Source organism: Vibrio injensis, assembly GCF_001895205.1.
GTDB lineage: Bacteria > Pseudomonadota > Gammaproteobacteria > Enterobacterales > Vibrionaceae > Vibrio > Vibrio injensis.
The window spans coordinates 555,364-581,069 of sequence record NZ_BDJF01000006.1 but is presented as its reverse complement, the minus strand read 5'-3'; the positions used below and the strand labels follow the sequence as shown (position 1 = coordinate 581,069).

The following is a 25,706-nucleotide window of genomic DNA, read 5'->3' as shown; positions in this document are numbered from 1 at the left end:
GGGGAAGATTCAACAATGCATCTTAGAGATCAAGCAAAACAACGATATAGCTTCTTTCACTTTTTGCAGTCAGTGATCATGGAAAACAACGATACAAAAACCAATCTTTTTAACTCTAAGATTATGAAATTAAAGAGATTAAATCAGTCTGGCTTCGAGATAACCTTTGACCGTTCATAAACATCGTTGGGTAAGATTCAACAATGCATATTAGAGGTCAAGCAAAACAACGATAGAGCTTCTTTCACTTTTTGCAGTCAGTGATCATGGAAAACAACGATATAAAAACCAATCTTTTTCAATCTAAGGTTGTGAAATTAAAAGATTAAATCAGTCTGGCTTCGAGATAACCTTTGACCGTTCATAAACACCGTTGGGTAAGATTCAATAATGCATCTTAGAGATCAAGCAAAACAACGATAGAACTTTGAATAGCCACCGACTTGATAGACATGCTTCAGTTAGACTCGTTTACTTGGTTTTACCCTATTCAACTTATCCGAAGTGCACGATTTTGAGCGCCGACTATAACTCGTTTCTGCCCCAAACAGTGTTACGTCAGTTAATGAACACTAAAATGGTTTCTATTAGTTTCCCTCAATTTATCTAATAACAACTAATTCCAAGAACAAATTTTTGTCCCAATAGTATCCTTATGTGTCCTTTAAGCCACTTTTGAGCGTCTATCCTATTGCATAAAATGACTCCATTACAGCAAAACACAGCAATACTGGAGCACAATTATGAAAATCACACAAATTCGCAATGCAACACAAGTCATCGATTATGCAGGTAAAACATTCCTTATTGACCCAATGTTAGCGCCAAAAGGCACTTACCCTGGATTTGAAGGAACAGCAAATTCCCACTTACGCAATCCAACAGTTGAATTGCCTTTGCCTATTGAAAGCATCATCAATGTGGACGCAGTTTTACTAACTCATACTCACCCAGACCACTGGGATGAAACAGCAGTAAATGTGATACCTAAAGATAAATTGATTTTTGTACAACACGAAGGTGATGAAGCTATTCTTCTATCACAAGGTTTTACCAACGTTAAAATTTTCTCTGAAGAGACTGAATATCACGGTATTTCATTTACACGTACAGTCTGCCAGCATGGCCCAGAAGCTGCTTTCCAGCATGAACAAATGGCAGAAATTTTGGGTGAAGTGACGGGCGTTATCTTCTCTCATGCCGATGAAGAAAAATTGTACGTGGTTGGTGATACGATTTGGATCCCAAGTGTAGAAGAAACCATGAAAAAAGAACAACCTGGTGTCGTTATTCTCAATACTGGCTGGGCGCATGTACTGGGCTTTGGACCTATTATCATGGGTAAAGAAGATGTACTAAAAACACACCAAGTACTTCCTAAAGCAAAAATCGTTGCGACTCATATGGGCGCAGTTAACCATGTATTGGTAACGACTCAAGAAATGCGCGAATACGCAGTTGCAAATATGATTAGCGATTTTGTGTTTGTTCCAGAAGATGGTGAAACAGTAACACTTTAGTTTGATGTTAGGAGTATGCTGGTAATGACATCTGAGACAAATATTGAGCTAGTGAAGTCTTTCTACAGGGCTATAGAGGGCAATGATTATGATGCAGTGGCTTCAATGTGCCATGAGCAATTCACTTTCTACTCACAAGTCGATACACCATTAGATATCAACGGTTTCCTTACTCAGGAAAAGGGAAATATGGACGGTTTTCCTGGCTTTGTTTTCCGTATACATGACATCTTCGCTCATGATGATAAAGTAGCTTGTTATATGATATTTGAAGGCGTTCATTCGGCACCTATGCATAATTTGCAGCCAACAGGGAAGAAGGTTCGATTTTCATTGATGATGCAGCTAAAGATTAAAGACGGCAAAATCATCGAAAAACGAGCGCACTTCAATGAGGTTGATATTATGAAGCAACTACAGAGTTAGAGTTGATAACGGCACAGAGTGATTCATTGACATTGCTCTGTGCATTTTACTTTGGAAATGCCCTATGTATCTTACTGAAAAAAATACAATTCCTTCCGTTGCTGTTGTCGTCTTTAATCACTTTAGTCCGTTTCATATTTCTGTCCCGAGCATTGTGTTTGGGCGAGATACCCTAAATGAAACTTTTTTCGAGCTTAAATTTGTCGCAGGAGAGCAAGAGCCGATTTTATCTGATATCGGTATGGAAATTCATACCGAGGCGCAGTTGGATTTCTTAGAGTATTGCGACATTATCGTTGTTCCTTATTGGAGAACAATTGATGAGCGGCCTAATGAAAAACTGCTCAATGCTCTCTGTCGTGCTCATGCCCGAGGCGCATTGGTTGTCGGTTTATGTCTTGGTGGTTATGTTCTCGCTTATGCTGGCTTATTAGCGGGAAAACGAGCTGCGACACATTGGGAATTAGAACAGGATTTTAGTCAACGCTTTCCAGAAGTTTTGCTCGATACTAATGCCTTGTATGTTGAAGATAGCGGGGTGATCACATCAGCAGGTACTGCCGCAGGTATCGATTGCTGTTTGTATATTTTCCGAAAATACTACAGCAGTACTATTGCGAATCGAGTAGCAAGAAGAATGGTTGTGCCTCCATACAGAGATGGTGGGCAAGCTCAGTTTATAGATCAACCTATACCTGTGACGACATCTGATTTACGTATCAATGCATTAATGGACAATATCAGGCGCAATATCAATCAAAAATATTCACTGGATGAGCTAGCAGATTCAGTGATGATGACCCGCCGAACTTTTACGAGAAAATTTAATAGAGCAACAGGTATGTCATTTGGAGAGTGGCTGACGGCTGAGCGACTAAACTTGGCTCAGGATCTACTTGAATCTACAGATTTGTCTATTGAACAGATTGTCGCAAAAACTGGGTTTAGCTCTGTTCTCATTTTCAGAGATAAATTTAAGGAGCGTTATGAGGTGACCCCCAACCGATGGAGGAAAACGTTCCACCAATAGTCTTAGATAAATATTTAGCGTTCCAACTAAGGTTTACCATACATTTCCTCATGTCAATTCCGATCATTAGGGAGGTCAGCGTAGCTCATTTATGTCCATAGACGTGGCAGCACGATCTTAGCTAGCACGTCTTTGCCCAAAGGTGTGCTGATGGGGGCATGTTGCGCTTTACTGCATCAATATATTTTTCAACATACTTCTGAAATTGACTGGTTATATGTTCTTCTTTGCCGATGAGTTTTTTACCAGACTTCTTATTTCGTAAGACAAATACATCATCAGTAACATGGCTATCATCTCTGATTAAGAGTGCCTTTGAGTAATCCAGCCCCATGCCTTTGATGGTTCGATCTTGGCGGTTCACCTCTAAGATATATGAGGCATTGTGCTTGATATATGATCTTACAGGAATGGCGAATGTTAATCCGTTAATGGTGATTTTAACAATGCCATGACCTCTGGTTTTACTGCTATTCCATGTGCCTAACTGACTATCAAAATCCAAAGCTTGTTCTACTTTGGGGTTGTCTACATAGAAAGATTGATCTAATTTTTTTAGTTCCATATCCGATCCCATATACAAAAAAACCCTGACTCGAGTCAGGGTTTTTTTGTAGATAATACAAGGAATTTAGGTTTTTTACGTGGGGATGTTCCTACCGCCACAACAAACAAGGAATTTGGTGTTTTTTACGTGGGGATGTTCCTACCGCCACAATCTACACTTATACTTTAGTACTCGTAGCCACTGCTGCCAAGCACTTTTAAGCCATATCTATCAGAGAGTTACTTTGATCAAATAGTCGTCGTATAACCCAACCAACTGATATGAATACTATACCAATATTTGATGTAGCCCAAGCTTTCTTTCACATCATTGTGATAAATGATTTTTTCTATAGAAACTGCGCCTTTTGCTATACCTAATCTCATAGCTGGCGTTTTTCCATCTTTCCCCTAAGGACAAAGTTGTAAAATAATCTATACAAATCAGCAAGTTTAATATACATGTCGGTCTTATATGGACTGTATCCATACCATACCCTCCTGCTATTCGTGCCACTGGAAAATGGTCGTTCAAACACGCTTACTCTACGTCTAGCCTGCATGAAGAATCTATCAATACCATGCAGGCTGGCATTGGAAACCAATGCTGCCAACCTTATATCATCGGATTTGAGAATAATGGCTGTGCAGCGAAGTTACTGCAAAAAGGGTTCTTGCAGAAATTGACCTGATGCCACCACTTGGTGCAGGGAGTATTAAAGTGTCTGAGAAAGATTTTTTACTCACAAAAAAGCCCCCATATACAACCATAACATACTGTATATAGGGGCTTTTATTGATTATGTCAACATATTAGCAACACATTAACCAAACGCCTTGCCATGTGGCAAGGCTCTCATAAATTCTCACTTTTAATCTTCATCAAAATCGTCTGGGTCTTCATACTCATCAGAATCGTAGGGGTGCTAAATCAGTTCTGCCCCATTATGAGTTAGTGTTGTTCCAATTCACCAAGCCTACAGACATAACTTGACCAAGTTTTTCTCATGTATGATTATGTAATTAATTGACTATTTAGAGCTTAGATTAGCTACTAAAAGTTTGCTGCATTTAGTCAAAACTAGCGAGGATAAAGTGAACGATTCTATAACAATAAAAGGGGTTACTAGTTACCATCCGACTACACCACAAATTATCGATATATCAAAGCAAAATACGTTAATTTTCGGTTTAAATGGAACAGGTAAGTCTACAATTTCTAATTTTTTGTATGATAGAGAAAAGTTCGATAGTTGCAGCCTTAATGTTGAAGGACATTTTACACCTATTGTGTACAACCAAGCCTTTGTAGATCAGAACTTTGTAAAAAGCTCAATGCAGGAAGGTGTATTCACATTAAGTAAAGACAATGGAGATCTTGAAGCTAGAATTACTGAAAAATCAAAACTTAGGGGAAAACTGTTAGACTTATACAGCGGTATCAGAACTAAGATGTCAGCCGCCAAAATGGATCAAAAAAAGGCAACTGATTCAGCTATCGAAGAAGTATTCAAACAAAAGCATATCATCGAGAAAACTTCCCTTGAACCGTTTCTTGAGGGGTATAAAAAGTCTAAAAGTAAATTTTACGACAAAGTAAAGTCTCAAAAAGGAACGTCCCAAGACTCAATTGTTAGCCTTCAAGATGAGTACAATTCACTAACTCAGTCTGATAAAACTCTACCGACGCTAATTACTCTGCCTCCTCCACCAAGCCTGAGCGTTGCAGAATCAACCATACTTTCCGAACCAATTGTAGGCTCATCAAGTAGTCAGCTCACTGAGTTTATTACTGAACTCAACAATTTAAATTGGGTTAAAAATGGTAAAGACAATTACTTAGCGGAAACTCAAACAAAATGCCCTTTTTGTCAAAAAGATACTATAGATGACACCTTTCGCTCTGAGCTTGCAGCACTATTTGACAAAACATACGACGCCAACGTTCAAAAAGTAGAAGCTATCTCGAAGACTTATGCTGATGCTGTCACTAACTATATTACCGCCATCAAAGATGCGTTTGTGAGTTGCTCGCTATATGAGCCAAGCTTACACAAAATTGACCCTGTTATTGCACTGCTAGATCGTGCCTATCAAGATAATCTCATCCTGATTAAATCTAAGGTAGAAAAGCCAAGCTTATCCATTGAACTCATTGACTATAAAGAAAAATCAGATCCTTTAATGAAAATATCTGACGAGATCAATGCAGTTGTAAAATCGGTAGTGACCAAGGCAAAAAAATTCAAGGAAAGCAAGCAAGACATCCAAAACAGGATGTGGAACTCACTTAGATACCATACTGATTCTATTTTCTCATTGGAGAAGCGTTTAATAGATGAAAAAGCTAATGAGATAAAACAACTAAATGCATATTTAGAAAGAGTAAAACAGGTTGGTCAAAAAGTTGCTAGCAGAATCAGCTACCTTCGATCCAAAACGTCAAATATCGACGATACTATTGAAAGAATTAATGTAAATTTAAAGAGTCTAGGTCTAACAAGCTTTGAAATTGTTGCATCAACTGACCCAGAACTACCAAATTACTTTGTACTTAGCCGAGGTGAAAAGGCCACAGAAGGGAAAGAAGTGTTTGAATCCCTCAGTGAAGGAGAAAAAACACTGATAACCTTCTTGTACTTTATCGAGAAATGCAACGGCAGTATGAGTAAGGACTCAGATATTGCCGATAAAGAAAAACTAGTCGTTATTGATGATCCAATTTCTAGCCTCTCTCAAAACTATATCTATGATATAGCCTCTCTTACTCACACCAAAATCATTAAAGGTAATAGGTTCAAAAAGGTTATTGTGCTAACTCATAGTTTGTTTTTTTATCAAGAGCTACTGAAGTTGGCGCCACAAGGTAAAGACAAGTTCAATGATAAATACTCACTATATCGCTTAAACAAAAAGCAATACACTAATCTGCAGTCAATGAATAAGGATGAGCTAAAAAATGATTATCAGTCTTTATGGCAGATAATCAAAGATGTCATTGAGGGGAGTGCTAACCCTGTTGTTTTACCTAATGTAATGCGAAATATCATTGAGTATTATTTCGGCTTTGTACACAAGAGAGACAAGCTATCTGACATACTAAATGAGTTAGCAGAAAAAGAGCCAGAACAAGGACATAAGGCATTTTATCGCTACATTAATAGGAGTTCACACTCTGATCCTACGAACATTGGTTTGATGGTCGAAGTTGAACCTCAAGCATATTTGGAACGATTCAAGTCTATATTTACTAAGAGTCAAGACGAGGAACATTACAACTGTATGATGGAGATATAGTGGTTACCACTGAGGTATTCAATCAACTTAGCGTCTTGGCAGCGCTCGGCGGTGCTTACACACTACCTCAAGCTTGCCTAGACGAAATCGAACGTACTGACGTACATCAACAATTTTCGGTCTCATCGGCAAAATCTCCACTGAGTGCCTGTGCTTGCCACAGGCAGCCTCATCACACAATGTAATAAGCTACTTCGGTTCAGTAGGCTGGAGAATTACCTAAGTGGTAACGAAACAAGTTTAATATACTTTTATTTTTGTGTAAATCGCTTACATAGTTTGAGTGATGTAGAACTCTCACAAATCTGAGTTATGTAGGATAGGGAGCAGAACAAACGCGTTTTTGTCCAGAAGTGTGCTGTATGTGGGCGCTTTGATGCTTGGTCTTGCGATGTACACCAGTACCTAGAGCTAGTAGGGGTTATTTTTGGTTAAACAAAGCATTACATTGAAAACGATTTTCAACTATTTCATCTGCTACATCTTTTAAATACTCAAACCATTCGTCATTGATGATGTTAGTCACTAATACATACTCTGTATCAGCAATGCAGAGTAATTGGTTTACTAACTTAGTGAAAAAACCTTGCCTTTGCAGAGTAGGGTGTAAATCTAATCTCTCAATCTGAGCCACTTTCTGCACGGAAAAATTCATTAACAACTGGCACCAAGCGTCAGAGTCAGCATTGTTTTTGCACATAACTAATACTTCACCGTTAGGTAGAACTAATTCCTTAGTAGGTATGTTTTTTTCGCTAGCATATTTAATAATGTGAGTTTTTGTTTTATCAAATTGCGTTAGATAAGTTACGTCACTACGATAAGCAAGATGAATTACTTCCTCTCCGTTGCTGTCATGAATTAGTAAGCCGAACTCCCCATTTTTCCCTTTTTCTAATGAAGAAATATATTCTTTTGCTGCAAGTTCAACTAATTGATCAACTAGATTCTGCTCTGGAACGTTTGGAACTAGAAGTGCTGTAGATGCTTGAATCTCATGGATAGGGGAATCTAATTTAAATGTGAATGCCATAGGTTTTCCAAAAAAGTTTAATGATGAAGGGGTAAGCCGCTTTTGACATACTGCTTGTACTCTACTCGGATGCCTGTAAGGAGAGTCTTTTAAGCATTTTCAATGCATTGTCGAAAATAGGGCTAGAGATATGTTCTGGAAAGTCATTTGGCAACCTCATATTTACACGGTCAATAGCATTTGGAAGCTCGGTTTTCATTGTGTCGAGAATTTCCTGCATTATGTCCTGTTCAAAGCGGCATGCTGTGCGGTTGCCAGAAAATGGCGAGAGTAAATCTTGTTGATTTCGTATTTTTTACCCCTTGATGCTCTTAGCCCCATGGCTAGCTTTAACTGCCTGATGTTAAGCCCTTTTTTACCTAATAAAGGGTAAGCGGACAAAATGTCATAGAAAGGTGTTAAGCGGTAGCTCCCCGATTGCTCAATTGTGAGCGAATAGTTTTTCGCATGACCATCAGTCGCTCCAATGACCCATTGATACACCTGGAATTTCATAAAATTGTATCGGTCGGCAAAGGCATTTGAAGACCCAGATAACAAGTCCATAATTTCCAAGATTCCAATACCGCCACTAGATTCGTACTTGATTGATGCTGGCAGCGAAGCTGCTTGACACATATCCTCTTGTGGTAAACGTTGAATGTGAGTCTTCTCATTCGTCCATTTTCGGTCAAAACGTTCAACAGCCAATGCTTTGAAGTTCAGAGTTTGAATAATTTCAATATTAGGTACATCAAACCCTAGCTCTCGTGCGAGTTCGACACAGAGATATTCATTCTCAACGCTATCCGTTAGGTCTAACGTGCAGTTTGGTTGTTGGAGAATTCCCATTGGGAGTTTGATGATGTGAGTTGTCGGAGTATTGCCACTTGGTAAACACCAATGGCTATCCACTTTCAGTAACGCAGTTTTAGCTTGTGCGCCAGCAATGGCTATACGGAAATCATCAGATTCTTCAATCATTCCATGTGGTGTTCCTGCCTGTAGTGCTGACAATATGAGTTCGAGCGTTTTTTCATCTAGGATTTCATACTCCAAGTCTGGCTTATCATTTTTTGTACCAGGTGGCAGTAGAGTAAGAGCACCTACAACATCACGACCAACTGCTGTGAGCAAATCGAAAGGTTGTTTAGTGGAGGTTTTAAATCTGGCGGCTAAACGGCTTCTTGTATCAGGTGAGTCTGGGAGAAGATTGTCAAAGTAATTGAAGACCGCTTCAGAAGATATAGTGTTTTTCTGCATTTTAAGAGACAGAGATAAAGGCCGAGCGTTGTCATTGTTCAGCCAGGAAGAATCATATTTAAAGCTGAGTCTGTTGTCTGGATACTTTGCTAGAGTCCCGACAAGCTCGTTGTTCATATATGCTGTTAGCCTTTCCATTACCAGTGAGCCTTTTTGCTATATGGTTTTGTCTCGTTTATCAAACAGAGTGTTGGCAAGAGCCACTTAGCGAGTGATTTGACTAACGACGTCACCGAACAAGACTGGTCTAAATTGAGTCTGATCTACTGATACATTGATATAGCGGGGATCTGGTTTGCCTGCATCATCTAGAATGATACTGTCATGTAAATGCCCGTGAACATTGATCTTTCCATGTAATTCCTGAGGATGTATAGGGCAGTGTGTAAACCAGGTATTTCGTTTAGATAGCATCGAGTGAATCTCATCGAAGCCATCTGCGAGTGCGAGCATCTTGCCGTTGACCTTCATGTTTGTACAATGATTGCCAAGTACGAGTACTTTCTTCGTACATTCAATACTTGCAACCTTCTCTAGCCAAAACGGGGTCGTTGCAATATCTCCTAGCAGGATTAACGTGTCACGACGTTGTACAAATGATGCAAGGTTATCAAATAGAATATTATGGTGCTCTTCAGGAGAATCGAATCCTGAACGATATTTCAATATATTATCATGTCCTAGGTGTAAGTCTGCGGAGAGTACAAATCTACTCATAAGAATATTCTCAATAACGATATTATGAATAATATACACCTGAACTGTAGTATTATTCAAATAAATGTTTTTCTTTACCTTGAGTATAATATATAGAAAATAATAAACACAAAGTTTTACTTTTTATTTATTAAAATAATGCACTGTATGTTTGCCTAAGTTTTTTAAACCAAAATTGAGTGGCACATTTTTTTGCCAAGATTGGCAACGAGACTGCCAGTAGTGGCAGAGTAAGTGTCAGGATTGGCAGTGAATGTGCCAAGTGTGGCAGAAGAAATTTAGCAGAAAAAACGATGTTCTACCTTTTATTAAGTGATTTTAAATAATGTATCCTTATATTAGAATTATAACTTTATAATAGTTATAACAGTTATAATAGTTATAACATGAAAAAGTCAATAAGTAAAAACTATTTTATTACCATAATTATCTTGGTTCAATTTAATAATTAAATTATTCGTAATTATATTTATGATTTTTATTTGATTTAATAATTAAAAATGTAAAATAAATTAGATTATTTTTTGCACAGTTACTTTGCTGTTTAGGAGAGCAATTGATGTTTTTTAATGATCTGGTGTATGCGTTGTCTGCTAAGCCCAAGCGTTCTGGCGATATCACTTAAGTTAGTTTTGCTATTCGTGGCTAGTTGTTGTTTTAACAGCTCTTTGATCAACTGGTGTTGTTCTAGATTAGCTCCATATCCAACGTCTGGGCCACGCTTAGTTTCAATGTTATTGATTCGTTCTACACATTCGAAGCGATGCAAGATCCCAATCAGTGTGGGCCAAGTATTCAACTCATTGAAAAGCGTTAGGCACTCTTTATCACTCCACGCGTTTGGTTCTTTAGGATCTAAACATCTCACTATCGCGATACACCATGATGACCATTGACTAAAATCATCTGACTTGATCTGATTTATTTTTTTATAGCTCGCTGGGTAGTTTACTTTACATGTCTGAACAATGTTCTTTGATAGCGAGAGCCAGTCTCCTGCCTTCGCGCTATCTTTACAGTGGCGCAGAAATACTCGTGGATGCGGCGCATAGCCGCTGACCAGGTCATACAGTTGTCGTCCCAGATTTTTCTGTTTGTTAGGTTGTACTAGGTACTTTTCGTAAGCAGTGCTGTTCTGGTTGGGCAGATGTTTCAATGCAGTGATAGCTGCGTATTTTTGCTGTTTATAAAGTTTAGTGGACTTGATGGGATGATGTTTTTTGCAGTAGTAGTGAGATCGGCTGCGTAGACGCCAGCATAGTGCGCAGTAAGGTAGAACACTGTTCCAACGAACCTCTTCCTCTTGATGCTGTGGAGTGAGTGAACGCAGATCCTTTAAGCCCAACAGTACTTGATCTACATAATTGACGCGTCGTTGAGTATGAAGCCCGAATCCACGTAAAGCTAGCACCGTTTCAATAAGTTTAATGGTTTTATTTAATCCGCCATAAATTTCTACGATATCTGCAAGCTTGATAGCGTTGGAGCTACGGTGCTTTTGGAGTACAGAACCATGTTGACTGAGTAACGTGTTAAACCATGGTTCGAGAACAATGTTCCGAAAGGTATCGACAGCGTATAAATACCCAGAACGACGTCGCTGAGCAATTTTACAACCTTGAGATTCGGCCTGGTTTTTTAAGTCATTAATTGCTGTTTCTAGCTGTACTCTCAATGCATTGCGTTTTTGATCTAAGCTCATTAGTTATCATGTCAATATGGTTTGTTGCTTATTCTATATTATGAGTCAGGTGATGAGAATCTAAGATGCGACTAAATAATAGAGAAATAAAGGTAATAAAATGTTTGTAAGACAAGAGCAGTTAGCGAAAGAAATCGGGGTAAGCGTAAGTACTTTGTGGCGTTGGCGTCGGGATGGAAAAATGCCACCCGTTGTTACGCTTAGTTCTAGGGTAGTGGGCTGGCAGAGAAAAGACATTGAGCGATGGCTAGAAGAACAAAAATAGATGCAACTTGTTACTGCGAGAACAGTGTTCTCGCTTAACCTTCGTAAATATAAAGTAAGTCATTGTTTGCATGATTAATAACACGAATAAAAAATGCTCTTGCAGGAACCTTGTTCCTGCTTTTGTCTATCTCAGGGGGCTAATTTCTTCTTAAATCTTCATCAGTTGAACGGAGAACGATGTTCTCCGAATGACGAAAGACAGAGTTAGGTATTATCCGACTAGTGTTTGGGTATCTCAGGCAAAGGCTGATAGCTTTCAAACGCTACTGCGAGAACACTGTTCTCGCTCACATCATCAAAAACTAAAGTTTGGTCATTTAATTAATAAATAAAAAATGCTCTTGCTAGAACTATGTTCTAGCTGTTTGTTCTCCCACTAAATACATGATTTAACTCTATGTATTAGGTCTGGCAATTGTGCTTTAATGCATTTTGATGCTTATTAGGAGGAGTTATGGCTCGGAAAAATGATGGAATTATTTGGCATTTGATGGATGCGCCGTGGTGGGTGAGTATCTTGTTCTCAGCAGGCATTTATGTTGGTTTATCCTTCCTATTGCCAGGCTTAGCGGCTCGCAGTGATAACTTCATCTTCAATGCCATTGGGCCGAATCTTCCGCAAATGGCACCGTATTTTGCTTTTTTGTTTTTAATTCCTGCTCCCATTGCATTCTTTAAGCAGTATCAGAGAAAGCATAATTATCTTGCGACGACGTCTCAAATCAGAGCAAACAAAAACACGACTCCGCTTAATTCCCTCAGCTGGATTGAATTTGAAAGCTACATTGGCGAGTACTTTAAGCAGCAAGGCTACGACGTTAAACAATCTTTCTCAAAGCAGCCCGATGGTGGGGTAGATATTTGGTTAACTAAAGACGGTGAGTTGAGTCTTGTACAATGTAAGCACTGGAAAGCTAGAAAAGTCGGAGTTCAAGTCTTAAGAGAAATGTATGGTGTGATGATCGACAATCGTGCTAGCAAAATGATCATCGTAACATCGGGAGATTTTACTTCTGAAGCCATCGCCTTTGCTCAAGAGAAGCGCATGTGGTTGGTTAATGGTAGCGAGCTAGTCCACATGATTGAAGATGGACGCAGCTTTATGAATAAGCCAGTCATTGATGAGCCTACACTCGATCCTCATTTCAAGGTTTGCCCAAACTGCCAGTCTAGCCTTGTGATTCATGTTGCTAGAAAAGGCCGTAATGCGGGTAAAAGTTTCTATGGTTGCTCTGCGTATCCTAAGTGTCGCTACACTTGCGACTGTTGAATGTGAGTGAGGATTCAAGCAGTCTAACCGTATAGAAGGGGGTTCTCAGAACATAAAAGTTAACCTATTGAGTCTAGCTGTCAGAGAAGAATGCTACTGCGAGAACACTGTTCTCGCTCAAATCATCAAAAACTAAAGTTTGGTCATTTAATTAATAGATAAAAAATCGCTCCTGGTGCAGAAATCTTTGGTGAAAAATGTGCTACACATTATCTTCATAAGTGGGTTTGTCAGAACCAATGGGGTAATGAACGTAAGCTCTGAAACACTTTTTCCCTATCACGATTTTAAATATGCCTAATACTTGACCACTGACTTTTATTGGTTCAGAGTAGAAGTTATAAAATGGTTAAGTTTATGATTTCAATGACTTACCCGAGGATAAGCGAGGAAGCTGGATTGAAAACTATTGAAGGACTAATAATTAATTCAGGAGCCGATTACCTGACTTGTCATGTCCAGTTATTAACCCATGAAATTAAAAATTGCATTAGGAATCATTTACAGAATATTTGCTACGGTACTGCTTTAGCTGAGAGAGGCCTTAGCGGTCAAACATATCAAAGAACATTGAAAGCGTTTCGGAGTCGATACACCTCAAAAACTGATAATATTAAGAAAGGAATGATTGGGGAGCTTCTTACTCATGTCATAATTTTTGAATTATTCGAAAACTTAGAAGTTGTCTCACCCTTTTTTAACATGGAAGAAAAAAGTCAAAGGAAAGGGTTTGACTTGATTCTAGCAGAAGCAAGTGGAAAAGATGTTTGGATAACAGAAGTAAAATCTGGTGCATTAAACCAAACAGGATGTCCAGATAATTCAACACGCGGATTTTTAAATACAGCTAAAAGCGATTTAAACCGAAGGTTAAATGAAAGCGAAATGACCTTTTGGCAAAATGCAATTAACTCGACAAACAACTCAATTCTTGATTGCCGAGATTACAAAGATGTAATCATAAAAATTCTCGATGATGAGCTAGTTGCTGCGGCTGACGAGAAGGCGAATTCGGAAGACAACAATGTGATATTAGTTTCTATTTTGTATTCTGATGTAAATAACCCTTTTAAATCAGATACTGTTATAGAAACATGCTCAAAAATAAAAGAAGAAGCCATTTTTAATAAGGTTTTTACCCTATCTATTCAGAAAAGTACATATGAGAAAGTAGCTCACTTTTTATTTGAGGAAGAGTTAGATGGTTGAAGGAAATAACCCAAAACAATTAACGTTATTAAGATTACTAAACACCTCTTTTAATGAGCTATATAATTCTTTATTATTGAATGAAAAAATAGAGCCAAGTGATTATTTGAAATTGCTTTCTATAGCTATTGTACTGACGAATCAAGATGAAGTTTCGCTAAAACGATTAGCCTATCGAATTGTTCTAAAGTATTCATTAAATACAGGGGACTATATCCCTTTGTATGACTTTTCGTTAAACAATGGACTAATTCCTGTAGCTAGAATGATTGGTCAACTTATTGACAATCCTACAGCTATCTCAAGATCTAGTTTTGTGAATGAGTTTAGTTTAAGTTTTATTGATTCATTTGAAACTAACGGTTTGTATAGAACGGAGCAACAGTATGCTTTAAGTGACTTTGTGAAAGTAAATAAGAATAAATCGTTGTATGTGGTTGCTCCTACATCCTATGGTAAGTCAGACTTGATTATAAATGAGATAAGTAGCGGAAACACAAAAACTTGTATACTTGTCCCCTCAAAGTCACTGCTTGCTCAAACTAAAAAGAGAATATTTGATGCAGGTATTAAAGGTGTCGATTTTATAATTACTCACCCTGAGATGTATGAAGAAAACCCAAATGCTAAGATTTTTCTGTTAACACAAGAGCGATTATCTAGGCTACTTTCCCAATATAGAGATTTAGCTTTCGACACAGTTTTTGTTGATGAAGCCCATAACTTACTTAATAAAGATAGTCGAAGCCGTTTATTAGCATCAGTCATAACTATTTTGCAATTTCGAAATAGTAATACCGCTGTTAAGTATTTGACTCCATTTATAAATGAAGTTGAAAGTATAAAGCTGAAGTTTACACCTCCTTCAGATTTAAAGTTTTCAATAGATGAATATGTAAAATCAGAGTTCTATTTTATAGCTGACTTTAGATGCGAGAAAAAGGAACTTTCGTTTTACGATCAATTTACCAACAGCTTTATAGAAAACAATGCTAATGTCCAAGACTATTTTGATTATCTGTTCCAGAATTCTGCAAATAAAAATATCATTTATTTCAATAAGCCCACTAGTATTGAATCTTTTGTTAAAGAAATGATTATTTCTTTACCCATTATTCAAAATGAGCAGATTAATTCAGCAATAGATGAATTATCAGAGGGATTTTCGCCTGAATATCTTATCGTGGAAAGTCTTAAAAGAGGGGTTGTATATCATCATGGCTCCATGACTGAGCCAGTTAGAAATTATGTTGAGCATCTCTTTAGGGAGTGTGCAGAGTTAAAGTATTTAGTTTCTAGTTCAACCTTGCTTGAAGGTATTAATATGCCTATAGAGCGACTATTTTTAATGTGCACAAAAAAGGGAATTGGAAATTTAACTGCTGCTCATTTTAAAAACTTAGTTGGTAGAGTAAATCGTTTTTCAGAAATATTTAATGAATCTAATTCTAACAATATCAAAAAGCTAACGCCTGAGATTCACTTAATTGGGACTGATAAATATTCGGCTGCAAAAGCTAATTTTCATAAATTTTTACAAAATAGAGTTAATGTAAGAAAAGAGCTTAAAGACAATCCAGAAAATGTGCTGTTAGAAGTTGTTGATATTGTAGATGGTAATAAAAAGGAATATAAAGATGCCATAACTAGGTTGGAAAACTTAGAGAACGGTGTTGTTAATGATTATCAATACAAATACACGAAAACAGAAGTAGGCAATTTGCTTATAGCAAATAGTGTTAGCGAAATTGAAGTTTTTGATAAAGAGCTAGAAATACATCAAACAATAGAAAGTATAGAAGATAAATCTATAACAAACACCAATCAATTAATGGATGTTATTTATAATTGTTTTGTGTGTTTTGTTGAAGAAACTGAAGGTGATGATTCGCCTTTACTTCGACTTGAAAATCAAGAAGCAAAAACCTTTTATGCAATGCTATTGGATTGGAAAATAGATAAAAAGCCATTCAAATTAATGATTCGCTTATTCATTAAATATTGGGATGATTTGATTCAACGAATGCCTAATTTTCAAATTTACGTTGGTAAGTGGGGGGATGAAGTTAAACGCTCTGGTGGACATAAAACTCACTACACTCAAATAGGTGGCAAAACTAGAGCTGAAAAAATTAATCTGGCGATTGTACGAATCAAGGAAGAAGAAGACTTTCTCGAACATGAGTTACTGAAATTTATTGAGATTCTTAATGATCTTAATAAGATTAATTTAAATTTCTATAAAAAAGTAAAATATGGTACGACCGATGATGAAACAATTAAGTTAATTAAAATCGGTTTATCGAGAGGCGTGGCTGAATTATTACTCGTTAAATACCCGCAGTTTGTTTTGGATATCCCTAATTCTCATTCAAAAAGAATTAGTTACTTAGTTATCGACGAAATGAAGAGACAAGAGGAAGGACTACTTCAACAGTTAGAAGTAAAAATGAACGTGACGAGGGGTTAATACTATTAACTACTACTTTATAGTCTGACCTTCTCCAAAAATAATTTATAAATTGCTTGCTATAGCCCCTGTATTAGCCATTAAAGAAGCCCACTCATTTCTGGCACGCTGTCGGCTTGCGCTAGCAAGTATTCGCACTCTGTTTGGATTAGTGAGACACATAGTTCTATGTGTTCACGTTCTCGATCCTCGATTCCTTGAGCTTCGGTAAGTTCAATCGCTTCCTTCAGGGTGTTTTTTATAGCACCAACGGTTTCTACCATTATGGAAGCCATTTTGGTGCCTGAATAACCCAGCAGAGCGCCGAATTCAGCGAGATCATAGCTGGTGATAGGGCGTTTGAAGTTACCTTTCGGCGGATTTTGAAAGTCTTCACTTTCCCAATCTCCAATCGACATTGCAAAATATTGAGGGATGCTGGCGGCACGGCCCTCATCAGCAGACAATTTACCGCTTCGTGAGTTGCGTTTTGCTCCCTCTTGAGCGATTGCTTCTATGTTTACTAAATCATAAAAAGGGGTCAGTTCCAGCCCTTTAGGGGTGACGAAGAAGCTAATATTTTTACCATGGGCATCGTAGTTTAGCGTTGCTAGATTAAAGAGCATCCATTGGGTGAGCTTTAGGTTGGTGATTACCGTGTCTATAGTTTTGACGCTCAGTAGGCGTGGGAAAGAAACGCCATCACGCATATATACGCCATCGCCTTCATCCCCATTCTGACGCTCGTATTTGTAACCTGGAGGTAAGTCAGTTGCCTGACAGCCATCAATCACATGTCTTCGTTGAACGACATCACGAGCCTCGATATAGGCACGATCGAACCGCTCTATGATCAGTGTCCTAGTGTTCCCAATGCGAGTTAACTCAACATTAGCGACGTCCAAACCTGCTAGCTTGGCTAATGTCATGCAAAAGAACTCATTAACAGCAATACACGGTGCTCTACCGCTTTCAAACTTCAGAATGTAGTTCGAACTTAATTTGCCTTCACCAAACCCCCATTCATCACCGCGCTTAAGTAAGTTTAATTTGTTTTGCACACCAGCAACCGAAAGGCGAACCTTACCGTCCCAATATACTAATGGCGCTAGATTTCTCTCTAGTCGTTCTATTAGTTCATCATCAGGTACAGGTCTAAAACTAGTTTCTTGAGGTTCTGATTCTGGAACTCGAAAAGATAATGCGCCAGATGTTTCCGCACCAAGCTTACGAATCAGCCCGAACGTGTTGCTTTTGGAGATAGTGGTGTTTTGTATCATCTCCTCAAAGGCTTCTCCTTCAGGAAGGAGATTTCTGAGGTAGTTCTCAATACTACGTGGCGAAGCCTTATCATCGAAAGGGATGTGTGGCGAAATTGGGAAACCAGTGTGTTTCCATTCATCTTCATAGATGAATGAAAACTCTGTTTCTGTTCCGACAGGAAGAATCAAACGACCAATTTTGGTATTCGTACCGATAAACACGTCTAACTGTTGTAACTTACTCATACCAACCGTCCTCATTGCTTCTCACGCTGTTTTCAGCTTGGGAGGTTATTTGGCTATGTGGACGAACAAATAGGTTTAAATCGATAAGGCGTAAAGATAGCCCTAAGATGTCCATGAGGACGAGTACATTGGCAAAGGTGACACTGGTATCGCCTTTTTCTACTTTCATGACTGTTCTACGAGATAAGTTGGCTTTTGAAGCGAGATCATCAATACGCCAGCCTCTATCTGTACGCTTTGAGCGAATGGCGCTCCCCAGCGTTTCCATACTGAACTCGGTATTCAAATCAGGCATAGGTTGTGCCTTTACCATCTTACCTTTTTTCATAAGTGCCTTTTAATGTACTTTTGTCACTATTGGGTTCGTCTTAATATATAAGTTCACTATAACTCACTTTTGTAGTGAATGTATAAGAAATTATCTATAAGTGCAATTTAAGTTACTTATGGTTGGTTTGCGAGTTTAATACCTCTCTTTGTTCTCTATGAGAGAGTTTTATCAGCCAGAAGGACACATTTGGCAACAGCGTAGTATTCGGATTAATATTGGGAGAAGACAGAGAAGAGTGAGTGATCGGGGCTTACCTGACCCATTACCTGACCCAAAATCGTCAGGTACAAAAAAAGGTTAGTAAACACTACGCTTACTAACCTTCTAGAATTTGGTGGCCCCTCGCAGACTTGAACTGCGGACCAATCGATTATGAGTCGACTGCTCTAACCACTGAGCTAAGGGGCCGATAGGTGTGTGATTATAGGGGAAGGCTGGGTGTCTGTCTAGCCGGAAAATAGGGTAATAGCGCTTAGTTTTTATTCACTTAGCATTTGGGGTAATAAAAAAGGCGAGCATTTGCTCACCTTTTAAACACGTTAGTTTGATTTACTCATCAAGGAAGCTGCGCAGGGTTTCTGAGCGACTTGGGTGACGAAGTTTACGCAGTGCTTTGGCTTCGATTTGACGAATACGTTCGCGAGTAACATCGAACTGTTTGCCCACTTCTTCAAGAGTGTGGTCTGTATTCATATCAATACCAAAACGCATCCGTAACACTTTAGCTTCACGTGGTGTTAAGCCAGCCAGAACGTCTCTTGTTGCGGCTCTTAGGCTCGTTGCCGTGGCTGAGTCTAGAGGCAGTTCAAGCGTAGTATCTTCAATAAAATCACCTAGATGTGAATCTTCATCATCACCTATTGGCGTTTCCATTGAGATTGGCTCTTTGGCGATTTTGAGCACTTTGCGAATTTTATCTTCCGGCATTTGCATGCGTTCCGCTAATTCTTCAGGCAGAGGCTCACGACCCATTTCTTGTAGCATCTGGCGCGAAATTCGGTTCAGTTTATTGATCGTTTCGATCATATGAACTGGAATACGAATGGTGCGCGCTTGATCGGCAATAGAACGGGTGATGGCTTGACGAATCCACCATGTTGCATAGGTTGAGAACTTATAACCGCGGCGATATTCAAATTTATCCACCGCTTTCATTAGGCCAATGTTACCTTCTTGGATCAGATCCAAAAATTGTAGGCCACGGTTGGTGTATTTCTTAGCAATTGAAATAACCAAACGTAGGTTGGCTTCTACCATCTCTTTTTTCGCTCGGCGAGCTTTCGCTTCACCAATTGACATGCGACGGCTAATGTCTTTGATGCGGTTCACATCAAGTGAGGTTTCTTGTTCAATAATACGCAGCTTTTGAATAGAACGACGGATCATTTCTTCATTGGCGCGAATTTTTTCAACGTAAGGCTTATCGGTCGCTAGGACTTGATCCAACCATGCTTCACTCGATTCATTACCAGTAAATAGGGCAATGAATGACTTTTTCGGCATTTTAGCGACTTCGACCACGGTTTTCATGATCAAGCGTTCTTGAGTACGAACACGTTCCATTGAGTTACGTAGTGTGGTAACCAAATGATCAAACTGCTTAGGCGTTAGACGAAACTCACGGAAGATATCTAGTACCAACTCAGAAGCTTGCTGAGTTGTTGAGCTGTCATTGCCGTGTTCGTTGATCGCTAACTGTAAGTTTTGATATTTATTACGTAACTCAGTGAATTTTTCTAGTGCGAGCTCAGGATCGATACCAGTATCTTCTTCGGCATCGTCGGTGCTGTCACCATCTTCATCTTCGTCTTCGTCGTCATCGATGTCTTTACTGTCTTCGTCATCGAGATCAGCACCAGTCAGCTCTGAGCCGATGTGCGTTGCCGTTGGCGCAGTAGTTTCATCTTCATTCGGGTCAACAAAACCGGAAATGAGATCGGTTAGGCGTAACTCTTCTGCTTGAACTCTATCGAACTGCTCAAGAATATAAGGAATCGTACCTGGATATTCAGCAACGGCGCTTTGAACTTGGTTAATACCTTCTTCAATGCGTTTAGCGATATCAATTTCACCTTCACGAGTTAGCAGCTCTACGGTTCCCATTTCACGCATATACATGCGCACAGGATCGGTAGTTCGACCAATCTCGCTTTCTACGCTTGAAAGCGCTGCGGCAGCGGCTTCAGCGGCATCTTCATCAGTGATCGTGTTATCATCGCTTAACGCGAGATCATCGGCATCAGGAGCAGTTTCTACTACCTTGATACCCATGTCATTGATCATCTGAATAATATCTTCCACTTGCTCAGAATCGACGATCTCAGCAGGTAGGTGGTCATTTACTTCGGCGTAGGTCAGATAGCCTTGTTCCTTGCCCTTGATGACAAGTAATTTTAGCTGTGACTGCGGACTTTGATCCATAGACGGTATCCAACTTCGTATCTGGTGAAAGAATAGTGTGCGAAATGCAAACCATGTATATTAACAAATTTATTCGTTGCTGACTATTTAAACTGGGTTACGCTTTCAATTCTAGCATTAATGCTATTAGCTCCCTTTTTTCATCGGTTGATAAACCGACGCTTCTTTCTTTCGCCTGCAAGTTTTCAATTTGTTTTTCTACACACTGGGCAAGAATTTTGTCCAATGAGTCTAAAAATAGTTCTTCTTGATTGTCTTCGACAAGAGGGATTTCCCAACTTGCCAGACGAGACAGCAGTGCCTCATGTTCATTATTACGCCAATGCTCGAGCAATTGGCCGGTAGTGATATGAGGTTGTTGCTGACAATTTTCAACCACATTGACCAGCAAACTTAAACCGGGAATGGCTAAGTGTTTGACACTCGACAGCTCCGGCACCATTTCAGCATAGCTCGGATTTTGCACAAGCAAAGCGATAACTTCACGCATTGGGGTGCGCTTTAGCTCTTTGTGCGGTTGTGGTCGTTCACTTGTTGGTTGAGTTCGACGTTGTTTTCCATGGCTCATAAAGCCAGTGAGTTTATCGAGTTTTTCATCCAACTCTTGTTGAAAACCAATATCTGGAATTTTGTTAATCAAGTCATTCGCTAGGGTGCGTAGGGTTGATTTCCCCTCAACGGTGCCTAAGTTGAGTTTGTGGGTCTCAATCAGGTTTTCAAACAGATAACTAGAGAGAGGCTTCGCATGCTGTACAGCGTGTTCAAAATTTTCTTTACCGTGCTTTCTGATGTAGCTGTCAGGATCTTCACCATCGGGCAAGAAAAGAAACTTAAGAATATTGCCACTTTTAAGATAGCTTAGTGCATTTTCTAAAGCTCGCCAGGCCGCTTCTCTACCAGCTCGGTCACCATCATAGCAACAGACAACGGTATTGGTTTGACGAAACAACAGTTGTAAATGATCGCCTGTGGTCGCGGTACCCAGTGAGGCAACTGCATAATCAACACCATATTGAGCCAAAGCGACCACGTCCATATAGCCTTCAACGACCAGTATCTGTGTCGGGTCACGATGGGCTTGCATCACTTCATACAAGCCGTAAAGCTCTTTACCCTTATGGAAGATCGGTGTTTCTGGTGAGTTTAGGTACTTAGGTGTGCCATTACCAATGACTCGACCACCAAAGCCAATCACGCGACCTCGGCGATCTCTAATCGGAAACATGACTCGACCACGAAAACGGTCGTAGCGTTTGCCACTTTCGTTTTCTATCAGCATCCCGCCAGTTACCAGCATCTCTTGAGTTTGTGGATGTTGGCCAAAATTACGGCGTACTAAGTCCCACTCGTCAGGTACGTAACCAATGCCAAACTGTTGTGCTATATCACCGGATAAGCCTCGATCTTTGAGATATTCGATCGCGCCTCGTCCGGCTGGCGTTTTTAATTGCTGACGATAAAACTGTGCGATGTTGCCCAGTAAATCATACAGTGTGCGTTTTTCATCACTATTAACGCGCGGTGTTGAATTTGAGGCTGACTGACTGTTGTTGTAGCGTTCTTCACGTGGAACCTCTAATCCTAGATAAGAAGCAAGTTCTTCAATGGCTTCAGGGAATTCCAGTCGTTCATATTCCATAAGGAAATCAATTGCGTTGCCATGTACGCCACAACCAAAACAGTGATAAAACTGCTTTTCTTGGCTAACACTAAACGAGGGCGTTTTCTCATTATGAAATGGACAACAAGCGCCGTAGTTTTTGCCCTTTTTTTTAAGTTTTACACGTGCGTCAATGATGTCGACAATATCAAGTCGAGCAAGGAGATCATCAATGAAACTACGAGGAATTTGTCCTGCCATACAACCTAAAAGAAAGAGAGAGAAACCAAAAGTGTAGATACGAACAAGCCGTGCCTACCAGAGGATAGCACGGCTTGATGCAATTTGGGTGTGGGATTAAACGAGTTTAGCGCGAACTAAACTGCTTACTCTACCCATATCTGCACGCCCTTGAATTTGTGGTTTAATCAGTGCCATCACTTTACCCATGTCTTGCATGCCACTGGCTTGAGATTCGGCCACCGCGCTGTCAATCAAGGCGATAACGTCTTCTTCACTCAATGGTTGAGGCATAAATTCCTCAAGAACGGTGATTTCCGCTTTTTCCACATCCGCTAAATCTTGACGATTAGCAGCTTCATACTGCGCAACAGAGTCGCGACGTTGTTTAACCATTTTTATCAGCACAGCTAGAATATCGTCATCGCTCAGAGTAATCTGCTCGTCGACTTCACGTTGCTTAATGGCGGCTAAGGCCAAACGGATAGTGCCAAGGCGCGCTTTGTCCTTGGCTTTCATCGCTAATTTTTGCTCTTCTTTGAGAGTGTCAATCAGAGCCATAACTTTATTCCTTTTCTGGAATCAGTTATTAGTACAGGCGAACGCGACGAGCGTTTTCGCGAGCTAGCTTCTTAGCGTGACGCTTTTGAGCAGCTGCTTTAGCACGTTTGCGAACAGTAGTTGGTTTTTCGTAGTGCTCTCGACGACGCACTTCAGAAAGGATACCTGCTTTTTCGCAAGAGCGCTTGAAACGACGTAATGCTACGTCGAACGGTTCGTTTTCACGTACTTTAACTATTGGCATATGCCTTTCACCTCAGGGGTTAATTCGTTAACGCTGGTATTTTGTGGCTCAAGTAACAAGATACTTTGTTGACTAGAGCGATAACCAGCTTGATCAAAAATGGTGCGGAATTTTAATCCCATCGTGACCGCTTTGTAAAGTACTTTGTTGTTTACTGTCTGTACAAAGTTTGTTTGTCATGCCAAGCCGAGGTAACATGAGCGGAATTTTGATTATTGGCGGTTGTTCACTGAGCAAGGTAATAACCGTTAGCTGACAGCATGCTGAGAATACTATGCGCATTATTGGAATTGAAACTTCTTGCGATGAGACTGGAATCGCGATTTATGATGATGAGAAAGGCCTTTTATCTCATCAATTGTATAGCCAAGTAAAATTGCACGCCGATTATGGTGGTGTGGTACCGGAGCTGGCTTCACGTGATCACGTGAAAAAAACCATTCCACTGATTAAAGCCGCTATGGCCGAGGCGAAGCTCACTCCTGCCGATATCGATGGCATAGCTTATACCGCTGGCCCCGGTTTAGTGGGCGCTTTATTGGTTGGCGCGACGATCGGCCGCAGTTTGGCATACGCTTGGAATATCCCTGCGGTAGCGGTCCATCATATGGAAGGGCATTTATTGGCCCCGATGCTGGAAGACAATCCACCGCCGTTTCCTTTTGTTGCGGTACTGGTTTCTGGTGGTCATTCGATGATGGTTGAGGTCAAGGGGATTGGCGATTATACGATTTTAGGCGAATCGATTGATGATGCTGCGGGCGAAGCGTTTGATAAAACCGCAAAGTTGATGGGGCTCGATTATCCAGGGGGGCCGATGTTGGCTCGTTTAGCAGAAAAAGGCACGCCTGGACGCTTTAAATTTCCTCGTCCTATGACCGATCGCCCAGGTTTAGACATGAGTTTTTCAGGTTTAAAAACCTTTACGGCCAATACCATTGCTGCCAATGGCGACGATGAACAAACTCGGGCTGATATTGCTTACGCTTTTCAAGATGCAGTGTGTGACACGTTAGTCATTAAATGTCGACGTGCACTCGAGCAAACCGGAATGAAGCGTATTGTGATTGCTGGTGGGGTGAGTGCGAATAAGCAGCTGCGCGCTGATTTAGCCAAATTAGCCGAAAAAATTGGCGGTGAAGTCTTTTATCCGCGTACCGAATTTTGTACCGATAATGGCGCGATGATTGCCTATGCGGGTATGCAGCGCTTAAAAAATGGTGATGTAACAGAGCTCAGTGTTCAAGCAAGGCCTCGCTGGCCGATTGACCAACTGACGCCGATCGTTTAATTAATCAAACGGTAAAACTTCTCAGTGGAAACGGTCACCGTCGTGGCCGTTTTTTTATGGTTTTTTCTCACCCACTTTTGGCTCAGTGCCGATAAAAAGACGCTTAATGTTCTCTTGGTGACGCAGCACGATTAAACAGCAGAGCATGGCGACGGGTAACGTGTAGTGCGGTTTGATCATCCAGGTATAAAAAGGCGTCAATAACACGGTCACCAATGCAGCAAGGGAGGAATAACGGAAAATAAACACCACCACTAACCAAGTGACGATGACCATGGCGGTTAATTCTAAGCCTATTGGTGCAATAGCGCCTAGCGCTGTCGCCACACCTTTACCACCTTTGAAATGGAAAAATAAGGGATACATATGGCCAAGGCATGCGGCGATACCGATTAAGCCGAGCATCAAAGGATCGATGTTAAGGTAATAGCCACTCCAAACTGGGATCGTTCCTTTGAGCATGTCACAAATCAGCACGGTCAGGGCGGTTTTCTTACCAGCAATGCGCAGCACATTGGTGGCTCCGGGGTTATGGGAACCAACGCCGCGAGGATCAGGCAGCCGCAGTAATCGGCAGATCAACACCGCACTGGATATGGATCCCAGTAAATAGGCGCAAATGATCATGATCAGTGCTAGTGGCGTCATACTGGCCTCTACCGTCGTTGTTTAGCTGCAAAGTCTGTCCTTGAGCCAATGTTTAAGCGGGGACTCTCTAATGCGGTGAATATTCCCTTCCTACTTGACGCTGCTGCGGTGTTGGCTGCTTTCATTCGTCCAATCACATCGTTGGTCAACGCTC

At 40.1% G+C, this 25,706-nt stretch carries 23 protein-coding genes, 1 tRNA gene and 1 pseudogene; 11 read left to right on the top strand and 14 right to left on the bottom strand.

What is annotated here, in order from left to right:
* From BSR11_RS17350 to BSR11_RS02700, 4 genes are all read left to right on the top strand, one after another.
* On the top strand, nt 1-180 hold a 180-nt coding region (locus tag BSR11_RS17350), incomplete at its 5' end, for a hypothetical protein (protein ID WP_208604764.1).
* Nucleotides 181-743: 563 nt separating this feature from the next.
* The gene (locus BSR11_RS02710) at nt 744-1,520 is read left to right on the top strand and encodes an MBL fold metallo-hydrolase (RefSeq protein WP_072668940.1); all 777 of its coding nucleotides are present in this window, start codon (nt 744-746) and stop codon (nt 1,518-1,520) included.
* A 24-nt stretch (nt 1,521-1,544) separates the two neighbouring features.
* On the top strand, nt 1,545-1,946 hold the full coding sequence (locus tag BSR11_RS02705; protein WP_000200174.1) for an ester cyclase: 402 nt from the start codon (nt 1,545-1,547) through the stop codon (nt 1,944-1,946).
* A 64-nt stretch (nt 1,947-2,010) separates the two neighbouring features.
* A complete protein-coding gene (locus BSR11_RS02700; RefSeq protein ID WP_072668939.1) occupies nt 2,011-2,976 on the top strand; it encodes a GlxA family transcriptional regulator in 966 nt (321 codons plus the stop codon).
* Between the two features lie 121 nt (nt 2,977-3,097).
* Here the strand turns inward: BSR11_RS02700 and tenpIN are convergent, their stop codons facing one another.
* Nucleotides 3,098-3,541: a type III toxin-antitoxin system TenpIN family toxin gene (gene tenpIN, locus BSR11_RS02695; RefSeq protein WP_072668938.1), complete on the bottom strand. Its 444-nt coding sequence runs from the start codon at nt 3,539-3,541 to the stop codon at nt 3,098-3,100.
* Between the two features lie 1,076 nt (nt 3,542-4,617).
* Between tenpIN and BSR11_RS02690 the strand changes: the two genes are divergently transcribed.
* Complete coding sequence (locus BSR11_RS02690) at nt 4,618-6,819, top strand: AAA family ATPase (protein ID WP_072668937.1); 2,202 nt, start codon at nt 4,618-4,620, stop codon at nt 6,817-6,819.
* A complete protein-coding gene (locus tag BSR11_RS17245; RefSeq protein ID WP_167363641.1) occupies nt 6,819-7,004 on the top strand; it encodes a hypothetical protein in 186 nt (61 codons plus the stop codon). The genes BSR11_RS02690 and BSR11_RS17245 overlap by 1 nt, the downstream gene beginning before the upstream one ends.
* Nucleotides 7,005-7,240: 236 nt before the next feature.
* On the opposite strand, the gene BSR11_RS02685 is transcribed toward BSR11_RS17245, so the two are convergent.
* The 4 genes and pseudogenes from BSR11_RS02685 to BSR11_RS02670 all read right to left on the bottom strand — a co-directional run bounded on the left by BSR11_RS02685 (nt 7,241) and on the right by BSR11_RS02670 (nt 11,513).
* Complete coding sequence (locus BSR11_RS02685; protein WP_072668936.1) at nt 7,241-7,852, bottom strand: hypothetical protein; 612 nt, start codon at nt 7,850-7,852, stop codon at nt 7,241-7,243.
* Between the two features lie 61 nt (nt 7,853-7,913).
* Nucleotides 7,914-9,232: pseudogene (locus BSR11_RS02680) on the bottom strand (type II toxin-antitoxin system HipA family toxin).
* A gap of 66 nt (nt 9,233-9,298) precedes the next feature.
* Nucleotides 9,299-9,871, bottom strand: coding sequence for a metallophosphoesterase family protein (locus tag BSR11_RS02675; protein WP_139299786.1), 573 nt, complete (start codon nt 9,869-9,871; stop codon nt 9,299-9,301).
* A 484-nt stretch (nt 9,872-10,355) separates the two neighbouring features.
* Nucleotides 10,356-11,513 (bottom strand): MarR family transcriptional regulator, encoded by a 1,158-nt coding sequence (locus BSR11_RS02670; RefSeq protein ID WP_072668934.1) that lies wholly within the window; start codon nt 11,511-11,513, stop codon nt 10,356-10,358.
* Between the two features lie 100 nt (nt 11,514-11,613).
* Between BSR11_RS02670 and BSR11_RS02665 the strand changes: the two genes are divergently transcribed.
* The 4 genes from BSR11_RS02665 to BSR11_RS02650 all read left to right on the top strand — a co-directional run bounded on the left by BSR11_RS02665 (nt 11,614) and on the right by BSR11_RS02650 (nt 16,729).
* Nucleotides 11,614-11,778 (top strand): helix-turn-helix transcriptional regulator, encoded by a 165-nt coding sequence (locus BSR11_RS02665; protein WP_005480576.1) that lies wholly within the window; start codon nt 11,614-11,616, stop codon nt 11,776-11,778.
* A gap of 456 nt (nt 11,779-12,234) precedes the next feature.
* Complete coding sequence (locus BSR11_RS02660) at nt 12,235-13,050, top strand: restriction endonuclease (protein ID WP_072668933.1); 816 nt, start codon at nt 12,235-12,237, stop codon at nt 13,048-13,050.
* Nucleotides 13,051-13,407: 357 nt separating this feature from the next.
* Nucleotides 13,408-14,259: a Hachiman antiphage defense system protein HamA gene (locus BSR11_RS02655; protein WP_167363640.1), complete on the top strand. Its 852-nt coding sequence runs from the start codon at nt 13,408-13,410 to the stop codon at nt 14,257-14,259.
* The gene (locus BSR11_RS02650; protein WP_072668932.1) at nt 14,252-16,729 is read left to right on the top strand and encodes a DEAD/DEAH box helicase; all 2,478 of its coding nucleotides are present in this window, start codon (nt 14,252-14,254) and stop codon (nt 16,727-16,729) included. The genes BSR11_RS02655 and BSR11_RS02650 overlap by 8 nt, the downstream gene beginning before the upstream one ends.
* A gap of 80 nt (nt 16,730-16,809) precedes the next feature.
* On the opposite strand, the gene BSR11_RS02645 is transcribed toward BSR11_RS02650, so the two are convergent.
* The 8 genes from BSR11_RS02645 to BSR11_RS17515 form a co-directional block, all read right to left on the bottom strand.
* Nucleotides 16,810-18,216: a HipA domain-containing protein gene (locus tag BSR11_RS02645; protein WP_072668931.1), complete on the bottom strand. Its 1,407-nt coding sequence runs from the start codon at nt 18,214-18,216 to the stop codon at nt 16,810-16,812.
* On the bottom strand, nt 18,209-18,544 hold the full coding sequence (locus BSR11_RS02640; protein ID WP_020904247.1) for a helix-turn-helix domain-containing protein: 336 nt from the start codon (nt 18,542-18,544) through the stop codon (nt 18,209-18,211). Before BSR11_RS02640 ends, BSR11_RS02645 begins: the two co-directional genes overlap by 8 nt.
* Nucleotides 18,545-18,879: 335 nt before the next feature.
* Nucleotides 18,880-18,955 (bottom strand) — tRNA-Ile (locus tag BSR11_RS02635).
* 141 nt (nt 18,956-19,096) lie between these two features.
* Nucleotides 19,097-20,968 carry an RNA polymerase sigma factor RpoD gene (gene rpoD / locus BSR11_RS02630; RefSeq protein ID WP_072668930.1) on the bottom strand — a complete coding sequence of 624 codons (1,872 nt, stop codon included), beginning with the start codon at nt 20,966-20,968 and terminating at the stop codon, nt 19,097-19,099.
* Between the two features lie 97 nt (nt 20,969-21,065).
* Nucleotides 21,066-22,829, bottom strand: a complete 1,764-nt coding sequence (dnaG, locus tag BSR11_RS02625) for a DNA primase (RefSeq protein ID WP_072668929.1) — start codon at nt 22,827-22,829, stop codon at nt 21,066-21,068.
* A 96-nt stretch (nt 22,830-22,925) separates the two neighbouring features.
* On the bottom strand, nt 22,926-23,369 hold the full coding sequence (locus BSR11_RS02620; protein ID WP_072668928.1) for a GatB/YqeY domain-containing protein: 444 nt from the start codon (nt 23,367-23,369) through the stop codon (nt 22,926-22,928).
* 28 nt (nt 23,370-23,397) lie between these two features.
* Complete coding sequence (rpsU, locus tag BSR11_RS02615; protein ID WP_004396009.1) at nt 23,398-23,613, bottom strand: 30S ribosomal protein S21; 216 nt, start codon at nt 23,611-23,613, stop codon at nt 23,398-23,400.
* Nucleotides 23,604-23,735 (bottom strand): hypothetical protein, encoded by a 132-nt coding sequence (locus BSR11_RS17515; protein ID WP_258306865.1) that lies wholly within the window; start codon nt 23,733-23,735, stop codon nt 23,604-23,606. Before BSR11_RS17515 ends, rpsU begins: the two co-directional genes overlap by 10 nt.
* Before the next feature lie 152 nt (nt 23,736-23,887).
* On the opposite strand from BSR11_RS17515, the gene tsaD reads away from it, so the two are divergent.
* Nucleotides 23,888-24,904 (top strand): tRNA (adenosine(37)-N6)-threonylcarbamoyltransferase complex transferase subunit TsaD, encoded by a 1,017-nt coding sequence (gene tsaD, locus BSR11_RS02605; protein WP_072668927.1) that lies wholly within the window; start codon nt 23,888-23,890, stop codon nt 24,902-24,904.
* A 54-nt stretch (nt 24,905-24,958) separates the two neighbouring features.
* Here the strand turns inward: tsaD and plsY are convergent, their stop codons facing one another.
* Entirely contained in the window at nt 24,959-25,552 is a 594-nt protein-coding gene (gene plsY, locus BSR11_RS02600; protein ID WP_072668926.1) for a glycerol-3-phosphate 1-O-acyltransferase PlsY, read from the bottom strand.
* Nucleotides 25,553-25,706 lie beyond the last annotated feature (154 nt).